Source organism: Achromobacter arsenitoxydans SY8, assembly GCF_000236785.1.
GTDB classification, from domain to species: domain Bacteria; phylum Pseudomonadota; class Gammaproteobacteria; order Burkholderiales; family Burkholderiaceae_B; genus Achromobacter; species Achromobacter arsenitoxydans.
The window spans coordinates 1-20345 of record NZ_AGUF01000079.1; the positions used below are offsets into that span (position 1 = coordinate 1).

A 20345-nucleotide genomic window follows, 5' to 3' on the forward strand; every position below is an offset into this window, starting at 1 on the left:
AAGAGCTCCGTTTTCGGGGCTTTTTTGTTTTATATAGTGTGAGACCTTGTTGTCTGAAGTTTGGGGCATCAGGACTTCCTGGGGGTATAGCTCAGCTGGGAGAGCGCTTGCATGGCATGCAAGAGGTCAGCGGTTCGATCCCGCTTACCTCCACCAGTTTGCAGTACAGTAGTAAAGTTGTTCGTTCAGGTCCCCTTCGTCTAGAGGCCTAGGACATCACCCTTTCACGGTGAGTACAGGGGTTCGAATCCCCTAGGGGACGCCAGCTCTTTCGCTGGCCAAGTAGTACAAACTGCCTTGACACCGCAGTGCATGAATGAAGTTTGCATAAGCCGCTGCGGAGCGGTAGTTCAGTTGGTTAGAATACCGGCCTGTCACGCCGGGGGTCGCGGGTTCGAGCCCCGTCCGCTCCGCCAAAGCACTTTGCGCTTATCAAACCGCTGCCAGTCAGCACCCGCCAAAAGCTCCGGATTCCGGGGCTTTTTTGCTTTCCGCCGTTTGCTTGAACACAACGCGCGCGCCCCATGCCGAGCGGACCAATCCGCCGCTTCGTCCCCCCTTCCCTCTGTCTCGTCCGTTTTGACCTCTGGACAGCGCCGCTGCGCGCGCTCATGCTTGTGCGCATACGCAATGCGAAGCAAAGAGGCCCACGTGACCCCGAACGACGCCGCCCCCCAAGCACATCGCCAACACCTGCAAAGCATCATCGCAGGCCTGAACGAGGGCATCATCCTGCTTGAGGCCGACGGTTCGATCGCCTGGGCCAACGCCAGCGCGCTCGACCTGCACGGCGCCGAAAAACTGGAAGAACTGGGCGAGACCCCCGCAGGCTATCGCAAGCGATATACGCTCACCTACCGCAACCATCACCGCGTGCCCGCGCGGCAGTATCCATTCGACCGGCTGGCCGCCGGAGAAGAGTTCGACAACCTGCTCCTGGATCTGGCGCGCAAAGACGACGAGGATTTCCTGCGCCATGTGCTGGCGCGCGGCCTGGACCTGGATGATGGCGGCAGCCTGTCCTACCGCGTGCTGATCCTGCATGACCAGACCGGGCAGATCAACGCGGAACAGCGCTTCGAGCGCGCTTTTTCCGCGAATCCCGCGCCCGCGCTGATCTGCCGGCTATCCGACCTGCGCTACGTCAAGGTCAACCAGGGATTCCTGGAGATGACCGGCTACCCGCGCGACGACGTGCTGGGCAAGTCCGCCTACGAACTCGACGTGCTGGATGGCGGCGACGACAAGGAAACCGCGGTCGCCAGGCTCAACGAAGGGCGGACGATTCCGCAGCGCGAAGCCGTGCTGAAACTGCCGGACGGCAGCAGCAAGTTCGTCGTGGTGGCCGGACAGCCCATCGACATGCAGGACGAGCCCTGCATGCTCTTCACCTTCATCGACCTCGAGGGCCGCAAGCGGACCGAGCTGGCGTTGCGCGAAAGCGAGGAGCGCTTCTCCAAGGCCTTCCGCCTGGCGCCCGTACCCATGGCCGTCTGCGATGGCGATACGCTGGAAGTGCTGGACATCAACGACGCCTTTGCGGCCGCCACGGGCCTGTCGCTGGAAGGCAGCGAAGCGCGGGATTTGCCCGCGCTGGGCCTGCTGCCCTACGAAGGCATGGCCGCCAGCCTGAAGCGCGGCGAAATCGCCCGCAACCGCGATGTCGTGCTGACCGCCCAGGACGGCGGGCAGCTCGACTGCCTGCTGTCGGCCGAACCCGTCATGATCGGCGGCCTGCGGCGCGTGTTGTTGGTGATGCAGGACATCACGGAGCGCAAGCGCTCCGAAACCGAACTGCTAACGGCAATCGAAGCCGTCATGCAGGACACGTCGTGGTTCAGCCGCGGCATCATTGAAAAGCTGGCGCAACTGCGTGAACCCGCCCCCGCCACCCGCGACGTGGCCGAACTCGCGCAGCTAACGTCCCGCGAGCGCGAAGTCCTGGGTCTGCTATGCCAGGGCCACGACGACGACGGCATCGCCAAGGCGCTCAAGCTGTCGCGCAATACCGTGCGCAACCATGTGGCCACGATCTACAGCAAGATCGGCGTGCACCGGCGCAGCGCGGCCATCGTCTGGGCGCGCGACCGCGGCATCACGGGCCACGAAAGCGCGCGCGCCCGCGACAAGCGGCCAAAAAGCTGACGACGCGGTCGAAAATTACAATTTGAATCAAAATTTTCGGCCATTCCGGGTCGCCGAAGATGACGCCGCGTTAGAAGTCGCGAGTCTTCAAAAGCGGCCATTTTCTCCTTTCTTCCAATCAAATCGCCGCTAAAAATCGTCTTGCGGCCTGCATTGCGCAAACCCTGCACAGCTTCTTACGATCCGCCGATCCTGCCCTGAGCCTTCCGACGGCCCAGCGGCGTGATTCCGGCAAGACCGACAAGGAGCTCGACCATGCAGACCGCCTACATCCCCGTCCCCACGCCGTCCAAGGCGCTGCCCGCCCCCGCCTGGAGCGCGGACGACATCATGGCGCTCTACGAGCTGCCGTTCATGGATCTGGTGCACCAGGCGCAGAAGACGCACCGCACCCACTTCGACCCGAACGCCATCCAGCTGTCCAGCCTGCTGTCCATCAAGACTGGCGGCTGTCCCGAGGACTGCGCCTATTGCCCGCAGTCCTCGCACTACGACACTGGCGTGGACGCCGACAAGCTGATGCCGCTGGAAGACGTGGTGGCCGCGGCCGGCGCCGCTCAGGCCGGCGGCGCGCAGCGCTTCTGCATGGGCGCCGCATGGCGCAGCCCCAAGCCCCACCATCTTGAGGCCGTGGCCGAGATGGTCAGCGCCGTGAAGGCGCTGGGCCTGGAAACCTGCGTGACCCTCGGCATGCTGCGCGAAGGCCAGGCCGAGCAATTGAAGGACGCCGGGCTGGACTACTACAACCACAACCTGGACACCTCGCCCGAGTTCTACGGCAAGATCATTTCCACCCGCACCTACCAGGACCGCCTGGACACCCTGGACCGGGTGCGGGACGCCGGCATCAACGTGTGCTGCGGCGGCATCGTGGGCATGGGCGAATCGCGGCGCGAACGCGCGGGCCTGATCGCCCAGCTGGCCAGCATGGAGCCCTATCCCGAGTCCGTGCCGATCAACAACCTGGTGCAGGTGGAAGGCACGCCGCTGTCGGGCGTGCAAGCGCTGGATCCGTTCGAGTTTGTGCGCACCATCGCGGTCGCGCGCATCGCCATGCCGCGCGCGGCGGTGCGCCTGTCGGCCGGGCGCGAAGCCATGGACGACGCGCTGCAGGCGCTGTGCTTCATGGCCGGCGCCAATTCCATGTTCTACGGCGACGCGCTGCTGACGACGGCGAATCCGCAGATGGAGGCCGACCAGCGCCTGCTTGAACGCCTGGGCATGCGCATCGACGCGGCCCAGCACGTGCACCACGAGGCCACGGCATGCCGTTGACGCCGGGCCTGCTGTATCTGGCCGCCAGCGTCGCGTGCAGCGTCTCGGTGGCCGTGATGCTCAAGCTCGCCCGCCGCTGGCAGGTGGACGTGCGCCAGGCGATCGCCATGAACTACGCCGTGGCCGCCCTGCTCTGCTGGGCGGTGCTGCGCCCCGATCCGGCGCGCCTGCTGGCGCCGCAGACGCCGTGGTTCGTGCTGGCGGCGCTGGGCGTGCTGCTGCCCAGCGTGTTCCTGGCGATGGCCGCGGCGCTGCGGCACGCCGGCATCGTGCGCAGCGACGCCGCCCAGCGCCTGTCCCTCTTCATTCCGCTGCTGGCCGCGTTCCTGCTGTTTGGCGAGCCAGTCAGCGGCCGCAAGCTGGCGGCGATCCTGCTGGCCTTCTGCGCCTTGTTCTGCCTGCTGCGGCAGCCGCAGCGGGCGCCTGGAGCGGCGGCGCCGGCGGACGGCCGGGCGATGTGGCTGTGGCCGCTGGCGGTATGGGTCGGCTATGGCGTGATCGACATTCTGTTCAAGCAGGTGGCGCGCACCGGCACGGCCTTCGCGGGCGGTTTGCTGCTGGCCTTCCTGATGGCCGGCGCCCTGATGCTGGCCTATCTGCTCTGGCGCCGCGTGCGCTGGCAGGCGCGCCATGTGGCTGCCGGCGTGGCGCTGGGGCTGGCCAACTTCGGCAATATCCTGACCTATGTCCGGGCGCACCAGTCCTTGCCCGAACACCCTGCGCTGGTGTTTGCGTCGATGAACATGGGCGTGATTACGCTAGGCACCCTGGTCGGAGCCCTGGCCTTTCGCGAGCCCCTGACGCGGCTGAACATCCTGGGCATCGCGCTGGCCCTGTCGGCCATCGTACTGATGACGCCCTGGTAAGGGCGCCGGTTCAGGTGCCGGTGCGCACCTGGCGTTCCGGCTCGGCGGCGGCGTCGCCGGTCGCGTCCTGCGATGCGGCGTCGGCGCCCGCCGCTTCCGGCGCGGCGTCGGACGCGGTCTCGGGCGGCGCAGGCGCGGCCGAAGGATCGGGATGCACCATTTCCATGGCGATGTCGTTTTCCGGATCCACCCGCGGATCCAGCACCGCCGCGGCGGGCGAGCTCTGCAGGGTGTCCGGCATGGGCACGAAGTGCGTCGGCGCCTCGTCGACCTGGTGCGCGCCGGTGACGCGGGTGGGACGCACCTGCCAGACCAGGATCACGGCGCACGCCGAGATAAAAACGTAATACATGCTGGGGCCGCCCAGGGACATCATCAGCCCCGCGATCATGGGACCGATGCACGCGCCGACCCCGTAGGTCATGAGCAGCACGGCCGACAGGCTGACGCGCCGCTCGGACTCGACGTGGTCATTGGCGAACGCCGCGCCCAGCGGATAGAGGGTGAACTGCAACACGCCGAAGACGCAGGACATGGCGACCAGCGCCCAGAACGGCAGCGCGATCCAGCCCCACATGACCGTAGGCAGCAGGACCAGCAGCAAGGCATTGAAACGGATGAGGCCCGCGCGGTTGATCCGGTCAGACAGCCAGCCCATGGGCCATTGCGACAGCAGGCCCGCGGTGACCGCCGCGGCCACGAAGACGGCGGCCTGCGAGGTGGACAGGCCGTGCTTGGCGCCATACACGGCCGCCAGGCCGTAGAAGGCCCCGGAAAGATTGCCCGCCACGAACAGCACCGTCATGGACAAGGGCACGCGGCGCATGAAGAACCGGACGTCCAGCGGCGCCGGCAGCGGCGTGGGCGGGTGCGAACGGGCGGTGACCGCCAGCGGCACCAGGCACAGCACCAGGCACATGGCCACCAGGGTCAGCGGGCGCAGGTCCAGCGTGGCATAGGCGGTCAGCGCCAGCTGGCCCAGCACGGTGCCAAGGCCGGAGACGACCATGTAGACCGAGAACACCCGGCCGCGCTGGTGGTTTTCCGTCTGTTCGTTCAGCCAGCTCTCGATGACCATGAATTCGGTCACCATCACGATGCCCGATATGACGCGGAACACCAGCCACATGGGCATGGAGTCCACCAAGGTCTGCGCCAGGATCATGCTGGTGGCGATGGCCGCACAGGCAACGAAGGCCCGGATGTGGCCGACGCGGATGATGAGCTTGTGCCCCAGCCGCGCACCGCAGACCAGGCCCAGGTAGTAACCGGCGATCAGCGTGCCGATCCACACTTCGCTGACCGACTGGGCGGTCAGCCTCAGGCCCATGTAGGTATTGAACAGACCCGTGCCGATGAGCATCAGCAAGGTCGCAAAATAAAGCGACGAGAACGATGAGATGGTGGAGAGCATGGCGTCGGCAACCGCTGCGGGCGGTAGCGCGGCGGGCCGCCTGGGCAACCCGCGCGCTGAACGGTAAAACAGGAACCGCGGGGATCAGGCCTGCGAGAGCATCGTGGCCGCGTCGCTGACTTCGAACTTGCCAGGCGCTTCCACGTTGAGTTGCTTCACGACGCCATCGACGATCAGGGCGGAGTAGCGCTGCGAGCGCACGCCCATGCCGCGCTGGATCAGGTCCAGTTCGAGGCCGAGTTCCTTGGTCCACAGCGCGGAGCCGTCGGCCAGCATGCGAACCTTGCCTTCGGTCTTTTGTTCACGGCCCCAGGCGCCCATGACGAAGGCGTCGTTGACGGACACGCACCAGATTTCATCAACGCCCTTGGCCTTCAGGGCGGCGGCCTGTTCGACGTAGCCGGGCAGGTGCTTGGCCGAGCAGGTGGGCGTGAAGGCGCCCGGCACGGCGAACAGCGCGATGGTCTTGCCGCGGGTCAGGTCGGCGACCTGGAACGCATTGGGACCGAGCGAGCAGCCGGCGGTTTCGGTTTCGATGAATTCGGTCAGGGTGCCATCGGGCACGCGGTCGCCGACTTTGATCGTCATGGGGATCTCCAAGGTAAAGGGGGTAATGCATTGAGGCAGGAGCGCCTCACAGCCCTCATCATAGTTCGTGCGCGGCCCGCCTGCTGCCTTTGATGGCCGCGGGAAAGAAAGATGAACAGTCTGAAACGACTCAACACTGCGGATACACGGCTGGGAAACGGGCGCTTGTCATAATGCCGTGGTGACCATCGCCCGCCGCGGCTGCGCTGGCAGCGCGCCGGGAGGGCTTCAAATGGAGACTTTCGATGCGCAAGACCTTGACCGGGCTGGCCTTGGCGCTGGCCGCCGCCGCTCCGGCCTGGGCGGCTCCGGATGCCGCCGAACAGGCCCAATACGACTCCTTCGTTGTTGCCGCGGGCGCCTCCAATGGCGCGGCGCGCGCGTGCGGTGCGTCAGAACCCGACCTGGCCCAGCACCAGGACACGGCGCGCAAGAACCTGCAGCGCTATGCCGAGGAATACGAGTTCTCTGCCGGCCAGTATGACGCGCTGTTCCAGAAGGGACAGGCTGAGGGCAAGAAGATGATGGACGACATGAAACGGTCCGGGGTGGACGGATGCCGGGGCGTGCTCGGGGGGTTTCAGAGCGAGCGGGTGATGAAGTATGAGGAGATGAAGCGGGCGTTGGCGGAAGTCAGCGATGGACTGCCCGGGGAGAAGGCGCGGTAGGTGGTTGGGCTTGGGCTTGGGATGATTTGAGTTCTTGAGACGCCTGGCGCGCCGGCCACCTGGGCCGCGCGGGGCAACGATTGCGGTCCGGAGCCTTCGCTCCGGACTGCCCCGTCGTCATCTTCGTTGTCGCCTCCGGCGACGCCTTCAGATTCCCTCGGGCTTATCGACGCCCCGCGCAGCCCAGGCGGCCGACACGCCAGGCTCTAGCGTTGAAATTTCACGGTCGTGGGGGCGGATGGGGTTCTTTAGGTTCTTACCGCGGGTGGGGAAGTGGTGGAATATCTTGCGGGGCCCGCCCCCGGCCGGCCGCGCGGGCGGCCTTTGGGGGCTTACGCGCCGTCTTGCGTCGGGGCGGCGACGCTTCGCGTGTTGGCGCCCTCGCTTTCTTTGAGTTCTTGCCAAAGAGATGCGTTCGTGCCTAGGTGTCTGCCCAAGGTGTCTGGCACCCCAGGGAGATGACCGTCAGGCCAAAGCCGATCTCACGCGGGTGACAGACACCATTGCATGCCGGTCACGTAGCCCAGGTGTCTGACACCTCAGGGACGTGACCGCCAGACCAAAGCCGACCTCACGCGGGTGTCAGACACCAATGCGATTACACCCCGTTCTGCTTGAACCAGTCCAGCATCCGGGTCCAGGCCTGCTCGGCCTCGGCCTTGCGGTAGGAGGGGCGGTAGTCGGCGTGGAAGGCGTGGGGGGCTTCGGGGTAGATGTCGATGCGGGAGGCCTTGGCTGAGGCGGAGCCCTTGGCCAGTTCGATGCGCATGCGGTCGACGTCGGCCTGGGAGATGCCGGCGTCTTTGCCGCCATAGGCGCCGAGGACGGGCGCCTTCAGGTCATTGACGATGGCCAGCACCGGCTTTGGCTTGAGTTCGCTCGGTTCGCCCGCCAGTTGGCCGTACCAGGCCGCGCCGGCCTTCAGCTTGGGATTGTGGGCGGCATAGAGCCAGACCTGGCGGCCGCCCCAGCAGAAGCCCAGGATGCCCAGTCTGTCGGGGTTGCCGCCGTGGGCCGCGGCCCAGGCGGCCGTGGCGTCCAGGTCGCCCTGCACCTGCTTGTCCGGCACCTTGCTGACGATTTCGGCCTGCAGTTTGGGGATCTCGGTGTATTTGGACGGGTCGCCCTGGCGCGCATAGAGTTCCGGGGCGATGGCCAGGTAGCCCTGGTGGGCCAGGCGGCGGCAGACGTCCTGGATGTATTCGTGCACGCCGAAGATTTCCTGCACCACGATCAGCGTGGGCAGGTTCTTCTTGCCCTGCGGCGCGGCGTGGTAGGCCGGGATCTTGCCGTCCGGCGAGGGAATGTCGATCTTGCCGGCCACGAGGCCGTTGGCGTCCGTGGAGATGGCGGTGCTTGCCACCGCCGGGCCCGCCGCCAGCGAGAAGCCCGCCGCCACCGTGGTGGCGATGAAGCCCCGCCGGTCCAGCCGCAGGGGCGGAAGCAGGCTGTCGAACTGCGCGTCCTGGTCTTTCATCGAGAATCTCCTGGAAAAAGACGGGCTCGGAGGGACGCGCCCGCGTCCCTGCCTGGGCCTGCCGAGTTCACTTCAGGGAGAAGTCCACGCGCGAGGGTTGCCCCTCGTCCTTGATGCCATCGGTGTCCAGCTGCGGCGCAACGATGAACACACGATCCGCGAGTCCTTCCTGGGCTAGCAACTTCTCATAAACCGCCTGCGCACGGGCATCCGCCAATTGGCGCAGTTGATCCTCGCCGACCGGCGCCGCGGCGCGCAGCATGGCTTCCATCTGCGCGGCCGGGACAGACTTGGCCATGCCGATGAAATTGCGCGGCTTGTCCTTGAGGTCCGTGTCATCGTAGACCTCTTCGAGGTATTTGGCGCGTTCCGCGGCAGACACGTCGACGCCCGCCGGATTGGGCTTCTTGCCGCGCGGCGCGACGTCGGCGGCCTTGGCGGCGCGGATCTTGGCGTCGACCCACGCCTGGCGCAGGCCTTCCTCGTCGGTCTTGGGATCGGCGCGGCCGCTGATGTCCATTTTCAGCGCGGGGCGGTCGGTGAGCGCCTTGATCAAGGTGTCGATGCGCTGGATAGAGTCGTCGGTGAGCGCCGCGCTGCCCGGCGCGAATTCCACGTACGACAGTTCTTCGCCGCCGCCGAACGCGGACGCGAGCAGGCTGAAGGGCGAGGTTACCGCCTTGACCACCAGATTCATGAGCACGCGCACCACGATGCCGCCGACGGAGAATTCCGGATCGTCCAGCGAGCCGGAAATCGGCAGGTTGATGTCGATGTTGCCGCGCGAGTCTTTCAGCAGCGCCACGGCCAGCAACACCGGCAGTTTGGTGGCGTCGGGGCTGTTGGTCTTTTCGCCAAAGGTGAGCTGGTTGAGGACCACGTGGTTAGTGGCCAGCAGCGCGCGGTCCTTGATCTTGTATTCCAGATCGACCGACAGCTTGCCGCGCTTGATCGGGTAGCCCACGTACTTGGCCGAATACGTGTTGAAGCGCGGCAGGTCCACCCCCTTGGCGGAAGCCTTCAGGTCCAGCAACAGGTATTTGGCGAAAGGCTGGACGACGCCGCTGATGGACAGCGGGGCGGTCGTGTACACCCGCCCCGTGACCTTGACCTTGGCGGGCTGGGGATTGGTGGAGGACACCGCGGTAATGCCGCCTTCGATGCTGGACAGCTCGGCCACGTAGTTGGGCTTGACGAAGCGGTCGGTGAAGGTCATGCGGCCGCGGGTCAGCGTGACGCTGTTGACCGAGATGTCGGGCATGGCCGAAGACCCGCCCTTGGCCGCCGGGGCCGGCGGCGCGGTGCTGCGGGCGGGAGTCTGGGTGTCCTGGGTGATGGAGCCGCCGGCCTGTCCGGGCGCGGCTACCAGGTCCATGACGTTGAGCCGTCCCTGGGCGTTCAGCAGCACGCGGCCGTAGAAGTCTTCCAGGACAATGTCGCCCAGCCTGGCGCCGACTTTGTCGCCGGCCACCGAGATGTCCATGCCGGTGAAGCCCAACCGCTTCCAGTTCAGGAAGTCGTCTTTGTTGACCCGGTCCTGGAGGTCGAGGTCGGTGACATCGACGCCCCCCTTCCAGGCGGCCTTCATCGGCGCATTGCCGGCGGCGGCCGTGAACTCCGCGTTGCCCTTGGCGCCCAGGGTGACGGCGCGCACGGTGGCGTTCAGGCGGGAGGCCACATACGGGGCGAAGGCCGCGACGTTCAGGCCGGACAGGTCCACGGCGGTCTTGACGGTCAAGGGCTGCGGCGTGAAGACGCCTTTCAGGTCCAGTTTGCCATTGCCCTGTATGCCGGCGGCGGCGAGCGTGAAATTGCTCTGCCCTGGGCCCATGGCCAGCCGGTCCGCCGTGACGCGCAGGGATTGCAGGGCGATGTCGAGCGCGGGCTTGAGGGATTCGTCCCGAACCTTGAACTGGGTCAGGTCGGCCTGCACGGCTGTGGCCGATGCATCAATTGCGCCGCCCTTTTCGCGCACATGCACTTGTGCGGTCGCGCCCAGCCGACCGTCCAGCAGACTGATCGGCGCCGCGCTGCGCACGGCCGGGGCCAGCGGCGCAAGGGCCACATTGCCCAGGCGCACATCCATGTCGAGCGACAGCGGCTTGATCACCAGGGGCCCCTTGGCGCGCAGCCAGCCGCCGTCGGTGCTGTTGTCCATGGTCAGCCACAGATTGATGGGCCGGTCGGGCTGCTGCGGCAGCTCCACGCCCTCGACGGTAGCGGCCAGGCCGGTCATCACGTAGTCCAGCTTGCTGACCGCATCGGCGACGTAGACCTCGCCTTCATGCAGATTGAAGGCGTCGAGCGTGACCTTCCATTCGCCCTCGCCCGCAGGCTGGGGCGGCTGATCCGCGGCGGGTGCGCCTGGCGCGGGGGCGGCCTGCGCCGCGGGCGATTGGGCCGCAGGCGTCTGGGCGGCGGCCTGATCGGCGGGAGCCGGGGCAGCCGGGGTCTGAGCCTGCGCGCCGTCCGCCGCCGTCTCGGCGGCAGGCGCCTTGTCATCGGCGGCGACCGGCTTGAGGCCGGTGGCCTCCCGCAATTCGTCCTTTATCGGCGTGGCGGTCGGCGCCACGCCGCCCAGCGCCTTCATGCCGGCGACGACATCCTGCCAATTGATGTGTTCATTGGCCAGGCGACGCACATGGATCTGCGGCGCCCAGAGCCCCACTTCCCCGATGTAGACCTGGCGCGCGATCGGTTCCAGTTCCAGGCGGCTGACGGTCAGCGCGCTCCAGGCGGCAAGGTTCGCGCCTGCGGGGTCGCGCAGGTCCAGCCGGCGCAGGCCCAGGTCGCCGACGACGCGGATCTTGGGCGGCTCGTCCTTGGGCTGCTCAAACACGATCTGCAGGTTGGAGTCCAGCAGCGCGCTTTCCACCTTGAACGGCAGAGGCATGGGCCACACGTCGGCCCATTTTTCAAGCTGCAGCCCGTCGAACGCCACGCGCAGCGTGGACGACGGCACCACGTCGAAGGGGCGCGCCACGCCGGTGAGATCGAAGGGACTGCCATTGATGCGCAGGTGCAGGCGGGGCTGCACGTCGATGTCGGTGGCGTAGCCGAAGGTGGAGATGAAAGGCACGCCGATGGCGAACTCGTCCACGACCTGCTTGCGGCCCGTGACCTTGTCGTCCAGCGTGATGGTGCCGTCTTCGATCACCATGTTGTTGAGCGAAAAGCGCGGCAGGCCTTCGTCCGGCTTGGGCGGTTCCTCGGGCTTGGCGGCCGTCAATTCGGCCACGCGTTGCTCTATGTCAGAGAAATTGAAGCGCAGGACGTCTTCGCGGACGATGGCGATGTTAGGCTGCCGCAGCGTCAGACGGTCGACCACGGGCGCGAACCAGAACAGCGACGTCCAGGCGGCGCTGGCATCCAGTTCCGCAAGGGTCAGCAGCGGCGTCTGGGAGCCGGGCTGGGCCACGGCCAGGTCGCGCGCCCGGACGGTCAGCGTGAAGGGGTTGAAGCTGATCTTGCCGACGGAAACGTCGCGCCCGATCATCTTCGAGACATCCTGGGTCAGTACGTCATGCAGGACCTTCGGTACCTGCCAGGCAGCGATGCCGCAGAGAATCAGCGCGAACGCCACGATGCCCAGGAGAATCTTGCCAGCGCGTCGGGTGAACCGCAGCTTGGGCATCCGCACGGACATCAAAAGTCTCCTGATACATATTGAAGGCCATACTTCCGTCCTTCCACTGACTACAGGCGCGATTATCGCGCCCCCTTAATTGCTCGTCTATCATAGGCGTAACAATGGCCCCGCCCGGCCAGCCGGGCCCGGTCTTTTCATTCATTAACAATTCTTGATCCCGATTCCCATGTCCACGTCCACCCCCACCCTGAGCCACCTGGACGAAGCCGGCCAGGTCCGCATGGTCGACGTCATCGCCAAGACCGACACCGAACGCGTGGCGGTCGCCGCCGCCAGCGTGCGCATGAACGCCGTGGCCTATGGCCTCCTGACCCAGCCAGGCCAGGGCAAGGGTGAAGTGCTGAACACGGCGCGCGTGGCCGCCATCCTGGCCGCCAAGCGCTGCGCCGACATGATCCCGCTGTGCCACAGCCTGCCGCTGGCTTTCGTCGGCGTCGAGTTCGCGCTGGACGACGCACAACACCGCATCGACATCCTGGCCACCTGCCGCACCAGTTACAAGACGGGCGTGGAAATGGAAGCCATGATGGCGTGCAGCGTCGCGGCGCTCACCATCTACGACATGTGCAAAGCGGCCGACAAGGGCATCGTGATCGAACAAGTTCGCCTTAAGTACAAGGCGGGAGGCAAAAGCGGTGAATGGCGCAACGATTAATCTCCTGTACTTCGCCCGCGTGGCCGAGCTGGTCGGCAAGCGCGCCGAAGCCTGGCCGCTGGATGGCGAATCCACCGGCGCGCAGCTGCTGGCGGCGCTGGGCGCACGCTATCCCCAGCTGGAACCGGCCGCCCGCCTGAAGCTGGCCATCAACCAGACCCACTCCAAGCCGTCGGCGCCCATCCGGGCGGGCGACGAGGTCGCGGTGTTCGAACCCGTCACCGGAGGTTGAACGCCATGATCCGCGTCCAGGAAGCCGACTTCGACGGCGCCGCGCTCACGGCCGCGCTGCGGGATGCCGCCGGCCCGGGCGTCGGCGGCATCGTCACCTTTGTGGGCTACGTGCGCGACTACGCGCCCGACACGCCCACCGACACGCTGTTTCTTGAACACTATCCCGGCATGTGCGAGCGCGAACTCGAAGACATCGCCGCCACGGCCCGCAAGCGCTGGAACCTGGACGGCGCCGTCATCGTGCACCGGGTGGGCGCGCTCCCGCGCAACGCGCAGATCGTCTTCGTGGCGGCGGCCAGCGCCCATCGCGGCGACGCCTTCCGCGGCTGCGAATACATCATCGACGCGCTCAAGACCCGCGCCCCCTTCTGGAAGCGCGAGACCCTTGCGGGCGGCAACAGCTTCTGGGTCGAACAACGACAATCCGACCAGGACCGCACGGATTCCTGGGACGAAGACACCGCCAACAAGGAGAATCCATGAGCGAAGCAATTCCGGTTCCGCTGGGCTGCGCCGTCCTGACGGTCAGCGACACCCGCAGCGCGGGCGACGACACCTCCGGCAATCTGCTCGCGCACAGCCTGGCGCAGGCCGGCCACCAGTGCGTGCGCCGCGACATCGTGCGCGACGACATCTACCAGATCCGCCGCATCATCAGCGACTGGATTGCCGACCCCGAAGTCCAGGTCATCCTGACGACCGGCGGCACGGGCTTCTCTCATCGCGACTACACGCCGCAGGCCATCGTGCCGCTGCTCGACCGCGAAATCCCCGGCTTCGGCGAACTCTTCCGCCAGATCTCCTACACCGAGATCGGCAGCTCCACGATCCAGTCGCGCGCGTTCGCCGGATCGGCCAACCAGACGCTGATCTTCTGCCTGCCGGGCTCCAACAACGCCTGCGAAACCGCCTGGACGCAGATTCTGCGCGACCAGCTCGACAGCGGCCACGGCCCGTGCAATTTCGCCACGCAATTCAAGAAACGCGAAGAAGAAAACTGACCCATGCTGGATTTCGATCAAGCCCAGACCCTGCTGGCCAATGCCGCCGGCCCGCTGCAACGCACTGAACACGTGGATCTGACGCAGGCCAGCGGCCGCGTGCTTGCCGCCGACCTCGACGCCACGGTGGACATCCCCCCTGCCGACAACAGCGCCATGGACGGCTACGCCCTGCGCCTGGCCGACTGGAGCCTGGACGCGCGCCTGCCGATCCAGCAGCGCTGCTACGCCGGCGACGTGCCCGAACCCCTCAAGCCGGGCCACGCCATCCGCCTGTTCACGGGCAGCGTGATTCCGGAAGGCGCGGACGTCGTGGTCATGCAGGAAGACGCCACCGAAGCCGACAACCTCGTCCAGATATCGCGCGAACCCAAGCCCGGCCAGCACATCCGCCGCCGCGGCGAAGACACCCGGGCCGGGTCCCCGCTGCTGCCGGCGGGCACCCTGCTTCACGCCGCGCACGTGGCGCTGCTGGCGTCGCAGGGGCTGGCGTCCATTCCCGTTTTCGCGCAGTTGCGCGTCGGCATCCTGACCACCGGCGACGAACTCGTCCAGCCGGGCCAGCCGCGCGCCACCGAACAGATCTACAACTCCAACGGACCCATGCTGGCCGCGATGGTGCGCGGCATGAGCGCCCTGCCCGTCCACGTGCTGCACGCCCGCGACACCGAGACCGACCTGCTGGCCGCCTTCAAGACGCTGCTGGCCGATTGCGACCTGGTGCTGAGCGTCGGCGGCGTGTCGGTGGGCGAGCGCGACCTGGTCAAGCCGGCGCTGGCGGCGCTGGGCGGCGAACTGTCGCTCTGGAAGGTGCGCATGAAACCGGGCAAGCCCGTGGCGCTGGCCCAGATCGACGGCAAGCCCGTGGTCAGCCTGCCCGGCAACCCCGTGTCGGCCTATGCCGTGTTCGCCACGCTGGTGACGCCGCTGATGCGCCGCATGCAGGGGCGCGCCGAAATCTTCCCGCCGGTCAGCCAGCTGCGCCTGCGCACTGCGCAGCCGCGCCAGGACGCCCGCGAGGAATTCCTGCGCGTGCAATGCCGCGTGGCCGACGACGGCGGCAGCGAGCTGACGCCGTACGGCCATCAGGGTTCGGGCGTGATCAGCTCATTGCCGTGGTCCACCGGCCTGGCTCGCCTGCCGGCGGACGTGCTGGTGCACGATCAGGACCAGGTCGCCTACTACGACCTGCGTCACTGGCTGGCGTAGGCCTCGGCCAGCGCCAGTTCCCCTGGCGTATTGACGTTCATGAAGGCTTGCGGCGGCGCGTCGTCGAACACGGCTTCGACCGCGCCCGCCCTGGCCTGCCACAACCCCACCTTGCGGTCGCCTGCCCGCAAATAGTCAAGCAGCGCGGGAAGCTGCGAAATGCGCACCGCCATGCAGGCGGAATGCCGCTGGCCGCCCGCCGCCGCATAAGCCATGGGCGCCCCCGCCGACTGCGCCGCACAGATCAGACGCGCAGCCATGTCCGCAGGCACGAAAGGCGTGTCGCAAGGCGCGACCACCAGCCATTGCGCGTCGGACGCCGCGGCCAGCGCCGCCGCGATGCCGACCAGCGGCCCCTGCCAGGCGCCCAGCTGGGGCTGGCCGTCAGGCACGACTTCGCCGTATTGCGCATAACGGTCCGCATGGCGGTTCGCGCTGATGATCAGGCGCCCGACCTGCGGCGCGAGGCGGCGCGCCACGTGCGCCACCATGGGCTCGCCGCGCAGTACGACCAGGCCCTTGTCCTGCCCGTCCATGCGGGAACCCAGCCCGCCGGCCAGGATCAGGCCGGCAATGTCGCTGTGCGCGGGTTCAGCCACCGATGTAGCTCATTTCGATCTTGCGGGACGGATCCGCCATGTTGCGGCCGCGCAGTTCGGAATAGTTGTCGCCGCGCGCCGACCAGATGCCGGTCAGGATGCGCGCCAGTTCCAGGTCGGTGGCGCCGTCGCGCAGGGGCGCGCGCAGGTCGTGCCCTTCGTGCGCGAACAGGCACAGGTAAAGCTTGCCCTCGGGCGACAGGCGCGCGCGCGTACAGCCGCCGCAGAAGGCGTGCGTGACGCTGGAGATGACGCCGATCTCTCCGCCGCCGTCGACATAGCGCCAGCGCTCGGCCACCCGGCCCATCTCGGCCGATTCCACGGGTTCCAGCGGATACACCGCGCCGATGCGGTCCAGCACTTGCTGGCTGGGCACCACTTCGGCCAGGTTCCAGCCGTTGCTGTTGCCCACGTCCATGTATTCGATGAAGCGCAGGATGTGGCCGCTGTTGCGGAAGCGCTCGGCCATGGGCAGGATCTGCCCGTCGTTCAGCCCCTTGCGCACCACCATGTTGACCTTCACGGGCGCCAGTCCGGCGTCGGCGGCGGCGTCGATGCCGCGCAGCACGTCGTCCGGCGTGAAGCCGCTGTCGCTCATGCCCTGGAACATCGCGGCGTCCAGCGCATCCAGGCTGACCGTGACCCGCGTGAGCCCGGCGCTTTTCAGCGCGGCGGCCTTGCGTTCAAGGACGCTGCCGTTGGTGGTGAGGGTGAGGTCCAGCGGATGGCCTTGCGGCGTACGCAGCTCGGCCAGCATGCCGACCAGGTTTTCGATGTGCTTGCGCAGCAGGGGTTCGCCGCCTGTCAGGCGGATCTTTTCCACGCCCAGCTGCGTGAAGATGCCGGCCAGCCGGCTGATTTCTTCGAACGACAGCAACGCCGAATGCGGCATGAAGCTGTAGCTGCTGTCGAAGACTTCGCGCGGCATGCAATAGGTGCAGCGGAAGTTGCAGCGGTCTGTCACGGAAATGCGCAGGTCGCGCAGGGGCCGCGCGCGCAGGTCGAGCGCGGGCTGCCCGTGCGGCGGCGGGTCCCCGGGCGCCACGGACGCCGGCGCGCCATTGCGGTGATCGGCAAGGAAAATCACTTTGCTCATGAAGGCATCATATCCCGGCGGATGGCATTGCGCGCGGGCGCCGCGCGCTCATGGAAAAGCCTCTTGCAGCGACTGCAGCCGGCCGGTGTCCCGGGCGTCGTAGCCGACCAGCTGGCCCACGTAGCCGACGTAGTCCGGACTGCGCATGATGGACAGCAGATCCCGCATGGCCGGCGTGTCCAGCGAGGATTTGCGGATGGCGAAGAAATAGCGTTCGCGCACCAGCGGGATGAAGTCCAGCCCGAAACGGCAGGCGGCCGTCTCCACGCCCACGCCGGTATCCGCCATGCCGCTGGCGATATGGGCGGCGATGGCCATATGGGTGAATTCGTTGGTCTCGTAGCCCTGCACCTCGCCGATCGACACGCCTGCGCGCTGCAGCATCAGCCCCACCAGGTAGCGCGTGCTGGAGCCGATCTGGCGGTTGACGAAACGCACGTCGGTACGCGCCAGGTCCGCCATGCCGCGGATCTGCTTGGGGTTTCCGGCCGTGACGAACAGGCCCGTATTGCGCACGGCCAGGTGAATCAGCATGTATTCGTCCGCGTGGAGCCACTGCGCGTAGCGATCCATGATGGGCGCCTCGAAGTCGCCCAGCGGCACCTGAAAGCCCGCCAGGTCGCACTCGTGGCGCTCCAGCGAGGCCAGCGCCTCGATCGCGGTGCGGTAGCGCAGTTCCAGCCCGGGCGTGCGGCCGCCCATGTGCTGCATCAGAGATTCCACCGCGAAGCCGTGGCTGGCGTGCAGCCGCAGGTGCGGGCCGCTTTCGGGCAGCAGGCGTTCCAACTCTTCCTGCAGTTCGGAGGCCATGCTGTCCAGCGTGGGCATCAGCCGCGCCTCGATGCGGCGGTTGGCCCACAGCAGGCGCTGCGCGAACGGCGACAGTTGCGTCCCCTGGCGCCGGTTGGTGATGAGCAACTGGGTGCCGAAGAGGGATTCGAAGCGGCGCAGCACGCCCCAGGCGTGCCGGTAAGACAGCCCGCAGGCGCGGCAGGCGCCGGCGATGTTGCCGGTGGCGTCGATAGCTGCCAGCAGCGCAAGCATGTCCTGCAGCGGCACGGGCGCCGTGGCGGCGGCGCCCGCCGTGCCAGCCGCGGCAACTGCCGCCGCATCGTCGTCTCCGCTCAACGTCCATTGCGGCCGCAGGCCGATTCGGAACTTATATGTCATTTATTTCTTATTGAAGACGTTTAAGTACGTCGTTAGAGTACACAAATAACGCGGCGGATGGGCAATTTATATGTTTTTTTGTGCATATTAAATCCCTGAAGATCCAGCCCGACAACACGCCCCCACGACGGGGTCACGCAACACAGGAGGAGACCGACGTGCACCAGCGCGAGGCAAAATCCGATCTGGCATCCAGCGGCGGAGCCCGGGGCGGCAAGCTGGCCCTGGACGCCGCCCAGGCATCCCACACCCCGGCCATCGCGGCCACGGCCCGAATTCTTGCCCGGCTGAAAGACCAGCCCGGCCCGCTCCTTCCGGTGCTGCACGCGGTCCAGCACGAACTGGGCTGTATTCCGGCCGAGGCGGTGCAAACCATCGCCGAGGCCCTGAACCTCTCCCGCGCCGAAGTCCACGGGGTCATCACCTTCTATCCCCATTTCCGCACCGAGCCGGCCGCGCGCCACACGCTCGAGGTCTGCCGGGCCGAGGCCTGCCAGTCCATGGGCGGCGAACGCTTGGCCGCCCACGCGCGCACGGCGCTGGGCTGCGACTTCCACGGCAGCACCCGGGACGGCAACTTCTCGCTGGAACCGGTGTATTGCCTGGGCCTGTGCGCCCAGTCGCCGGCGGTGATGATCGACGGCCAGCCCCACGCCCGCGTCACCGAAGACAAGCTCGACCGCCTGTTGGCCCGCACCCTGGAGGCCAAGCCATGAACGCCCCCATCGTCATCTACGTGCCGCGCGACGCCGCGGCGCTGGCCATGGACGCCGACGCGGTTGCGCGCGGCATCGAACGCATCGCCGACGAACGCGGCCTGGCCGTGCAGGTGGTCCGCAACGGCTCGCGCGGCCTGCTGTGGCTGGAACCCATGGTGGAAATCGCCGCGCCGCAAGGCCGCATCGCCTATGGCCCCGTCCAGCCCGAAGATGTGGCGTCGCTGTTCGACGCCGGCTGGCTGGCGGGCGGCGAACACCCGCTGCGCCTGGGCCTGACCGAAGAAATTCCCTACCTGAAGCACCAGGAACGCCTGACGTTTTCGCGCGTCGGCGTGATCGACCCGCTGTCGCTGCAGGACTATGCCGCGCATGGCGGCCTGCAGGGCCTGAAGCGCGCGCTGGCCATGGAGCCCGCCCGGATTGTCGACGAAATGGTGGAATCCGGCCTGCGCGGCCGCGGCGGGGCGGCCTTCCCCACCGGCATCAAATGGAAAACGGTGGCGGGCACGCCGGGCGACACGAAATACATCGTCTGCAACGCCGACGAAGGCGACTCCGGCACCTTCGCCGACCGCCTGCTGATGGAAGGCGACCCCTACGTCCTGATCGAGGGCATGACCATCGCGGGCCTGGCGGTGGGCGCAACCTACGGCTACATCTACGTGCGCTCGGAATACCCGCACGCCATCGCCACGCTCGAGGCCGCCATCGCGCGGGCGCGCAGCGTCGGCTGGCTGGGCGATGACGTGCACGGCAGCGGCCGCCGCTTCGACCTGGAAGTGCGCAAGGGCGCGGGCGCCTACATCTGCGGCGAGGAAACCTCGCTGCTGGAAAGCCTGGAAGGCAAGCGCGGTGTGGTCCGCGCCAAGCCGCCGCTGCCCGCCATTTCGGGCCTGTTCGGCAAGCCCACCGTCATCAACAACGTGATCTCGCTGGCCACCGTGCCCATCATCCTGGCCAAGGGCGCGGCGTATTACCGCGACTACGGCGTGGGCCGCTCGCACGGCACGCTGCCGTTCCAGCTGGCCGGCAATCTCAAGCACGGCGGGCTGGTGGAAAAGGCGTTCGGCCTGAGCCTGCGCGACCTGCTCTATGGCTTCGGCGGCGGCAGCGCCTCCGGCCGGCCGCTGCGCGCGGTACAGGTGGGCGGCCCGCTGGGCGCGTACCTGCCCGAATCGCAATGGGACGTGCCGCTGGACTACGAGGCCTATATCCAGATCTCGGCCATGATCGGCCACGGCGGGCTGGTGGCCTTCGACGACAGCGTCGACATGGCGCGCATGGCGCGCTACGCCATGGAGTTCTGCGCCATCGAATCCTGTGGCAAGTGCACGCCCTGCCGCATCGGCTCCACGCGCGGCATGGAAACCATCGACAAGATCGCCGCGGGCGGCCAGAGCCCCGAACAGCGCGAGCAGCAGGTGCACCTGCTGCGCGACCTGTGCGACACGATGCTGGGCGGTTCGCTGTGCGCACTGGGAGGCATGGCGCCCTATCCGGTGCTGTCCGCGCTGAACCATTTTCCGCAGGACTTCGGCATCGAGTCCTCCCATTCCGCCGCCCACGCGGCCTGAGCCCGA

Annotated in this window: 18 protein-coding genes and 3 tRNA genes; 14 read left to right on the forward strand and 7 right to left on the reverse strand. The window is 67.2% G+C overall.

The genetic code is table 11. The features are described 5' to 3' along the window. The first annotated feature begins 80 nt into the window (after positions 1-80). From KYC_RS24460 to KYC_RS24485, 6 genes are all read left to right on the forward strand, one after another. Positions 81-156, forward strand: a tRNA-Ala gene (locus KYC_RS24460). A 33-nt stretch (positions 157-189) separates the two neighbouring features. Beyond that, positions 190-265 (forward strand) — tRNA-Glu (locus KYC_RS24465). Positions 266-339: 74 nt separating this feature from the next. Beyond that, a tRNA-Asp gene (locus KYC_RS24470) sits at positions 340-416 on the forward strand. A 214-nt stretch (positions 417-630) separates the two neighbouring features. Further along, positions 631-2145 carry a PAS domain S-box protein gene (locus tag KYC_RS24475; RefSeq protein WP_050814936.1) on the forward strand — a complete coding sequence of 505 codons (1515 nt, stop codon included), beginning with the start codon at positions 631-633 and terminating at the stop codon, positions 2143-2145. 255 nt (positions 2146-2400) lie between these two features. Further along, a complete protein-coding gene (gene bioB, locus KYC_RS24480) occupies positions 2401-3420 on the forward strand; it encodes a biotin synthase BioB (protein ID WP_008167518.1) in 1020 nt (339 codons plus the stop codon). Further along, positions 3417-4286 (forward strand): DMT family transporter, encoded by an 870-nt coding sequence (locus KYC_RS24485; protein ID WP_043519193.1) that lies wholly within the window; start codon positions 3417-3419, stop codon positions 4284-4286. The genes bioB and KYC_RS24485 overlap by 4 nt, the downstream gene beginning before the upstream one ends. 10 nt (positions 4287-4296) lie before the next feature. On the opposite strand, the gene KYC_RS24490 is transcribed toward KYC_RS24485, so the two are convergent. Continuing rightward, the gene (locus tag KYC_RS24490; protein ID WP_008167522.1) at positions 4297-5700 is read right to left on the reverse strand and encodes an MFS transporter; all 1404 of its coding nucleotides are present in this window, start codon (positions 5698-5700) and stop codon (positions 4297-4299) included. 84 nt (positions 5701-5784) lie between these two features. Beyond that, positions 5785-6288 (reverse strand): peroxiredoxin, encoded by a 504-nt coding sequence (locus KYC_RS24495; RefSeq protein ID WP_008167524.1) that lies wholly within the window; start codon positions 6286-6288, stop codon positions 5785-5787. Between the two features lie 245 nt (positions 6289-6533). Between KYC_RS24495 and KYC_RS24500 the strand changes: the two genes are divergently transcribed. Beyond that, positions 6534-6956, forward strand: a complete 423-nt coding sequence (locus KYC_RS24500; protein ID WP_008167525.1) for a hypothetical protein — start codon at positions 6534-6536, stop codon at positions 6954-6956. A 598-nt stretch (positions 6957-7554) separates the two neighbouring features. Here the strand turns inward: KYC_RS24500 and KYC_RS24505 are convergent. Beyond that, positions 7555-8433: a dienelactone hydrolase family protein gene (locus KYC_RS24505; RefSeq protein ID WP_008167527.1), complete on the reverse strand. Its 879-nt coding sequence runs from the start codon at positions 8431-8433 to the stop codon at positions 7555-7557. Positions 8434-8500: 67 nt separating this feature from the next. Further along, positions 8501-12079, reverse strand: coding sequence for a DUF748 domain-containing protein (locus KYC_RS24510; RefSeq protein WP_008167529.1), 3579 nt, complete (start codon positions 12077-12079; stop codon positions 8501-8503). Between the two features lie 169 nt (positions 12080-12248). Between KYC_RS24510 and moaC the strand changes: the two genes are divergently transcribed. The 5 genes from moaC to KYC_RS24535 are packed head-to-tail and all read left to right on the forward strand — an operon-like array spanning position 12249 to position 15181. Continuing rightward, a complete protein-coding gene (gene moaC, locus KYC_RS24515; RefSeq protein WP_008167531.1) occupies positions 12249-12737 on the forward strand; it encodes a cyclic pyranopterin monophosphate synthase MoaC in 489 nt (162 codons plus the stop codon). Next, positions 12718-12969 carry a MoaD/ThiS family protein gene (locus KYC_RS24520; protein WP_008167532.1) on the forward strand — a complete coding sequence of 84 codons (252 nt, stop codon included), beginning with the start codon at positions 12718-12720 and terminating at the stop codon, positions 12967-12969. The genes moaC and KYC_RS24520 overlap by 20 nt, the downstream gene beginning before the upstream one ends. A gap of 5 nt (positions 12970-12974) precedes the next feature. Then, positions 12975-13454, forward strand: a complete 480-nt coding sequence (locus tag KYC_RS24525) for a molybdenum cofactor biosynthesis protein MoaE (protein WP_008167533.1) — start codon at positions 12975-12977, stop codon at positions 13452-13454. After that, positions 13451-13972 (forward strand): molybdenum cofactor biosynthesis protein B, encoded by a 522-nt coding sequence (gene moaB / locus KYC_RS24530; RefSeq protein ID WP_008167534.1) that lies wholly within the window; start codon positions 13451-13453, stop codon positions 13970-13972. The genes KYC_RS24525 and moaB overlap by 4 nt, the downstream gene beginning before the upstream one ends. Before the next feature lie 3 nt (positions 13973-13975). After that, a complete protein-coding gene (locus tag KYC_RS24535) occupies positions 13976-15181 on the forward strand; it encodes a molybdopterin molybdotransferase MoeA (RefSeq protein WP_008167535.1) in 1206 nt (401 codons plus the stop codon). Here the strand turns inward: KYC_RS24535 and mobA are convergent. Genes mobA through KYC_RS24550 form a run of 3 tightly spaced genes read right to left on the reverse strand, consistent with a single transcriptional unit; the run spans position 15166 to position 18046 of the window. Then, the gene (gene mobA / locus KYC_RS24540) at positions 15166-15780 is read right to left on the reverse strand and encodes a molybdenum cofactor guanylyltransferase MobA (protein ID WP_008167537.1); all 615 of its coding nucleotides are present in this window, start codon (positions 15778-15780) and stop codon (positions 15166-15168) included. The genes KYC_RS24535 and mobA overlap by 16 nt on opposite strands. Then, the gene (moaA, locus tag KYC_RS24545) at positions 15773-16876 is read right to left on the reverse strand and encodes a GTP 3',8-cyclase MoaA (RefSeq protein ID WP_008167539.1); all 1104 of its coding nucleotides are present in this window, start codon (positions 16874-16876) and stop codon (positions 15773-15775) included. The genes mobA and moaA overlap by 8 nt, the downstream gene beginning before the upstream one ends. A 48-nt stretch (positions 16877-16924) precedes the next feature. Then, positions 16925-18046 carry a substrate-binding domain-containing protein gene (locus tag KYC_RS24550; RefSeq protein WP_008167541.1) on the reverse strand — a complete coding sequence of 374 codons (1122 nt, stop codon included), beginning with the start codon at positions 18044-18046 and terminating at the stop codon, positions 16925-16927. A 158-nt stretch (positions 18047-18204) separates the two neighbouring features. On the opposite strand from KYC_RS24550, the gene KYC_RS24555 reads away from it, so the two are divergent. Together KYC_RS24555 and KYC_RS24560 are read left to right on the forward strand one after the other, a co-directional pair. Further along, on the forward strand, positions 18205-18762 hold the full coding sequence (locus KYC_RS24555) for a formate dehydrogenase subunit gamma (RefSeq protein WP_008167543.1): 558 nt from the start codon (positions 18205-18207) through the stop codon (positions 18760-18762). After that, the gene (locus KYC_RS24560) at positions 18759-20339 is read left to right on the forward strand and encodes a formate dehydrogenase beta subunit (protein WP_008167546.1); all 1581 of its coding nucleotides are present in this window, start codon (positions 18759-18761) and stop codon (positions 20337-20339) included. Before KYC_RS24555 ends, KYC_RS24560 begins: the two co-directional genes overlap by 4 nt. Positions 20340-20345: the final 6 nt, after the last annotated feature.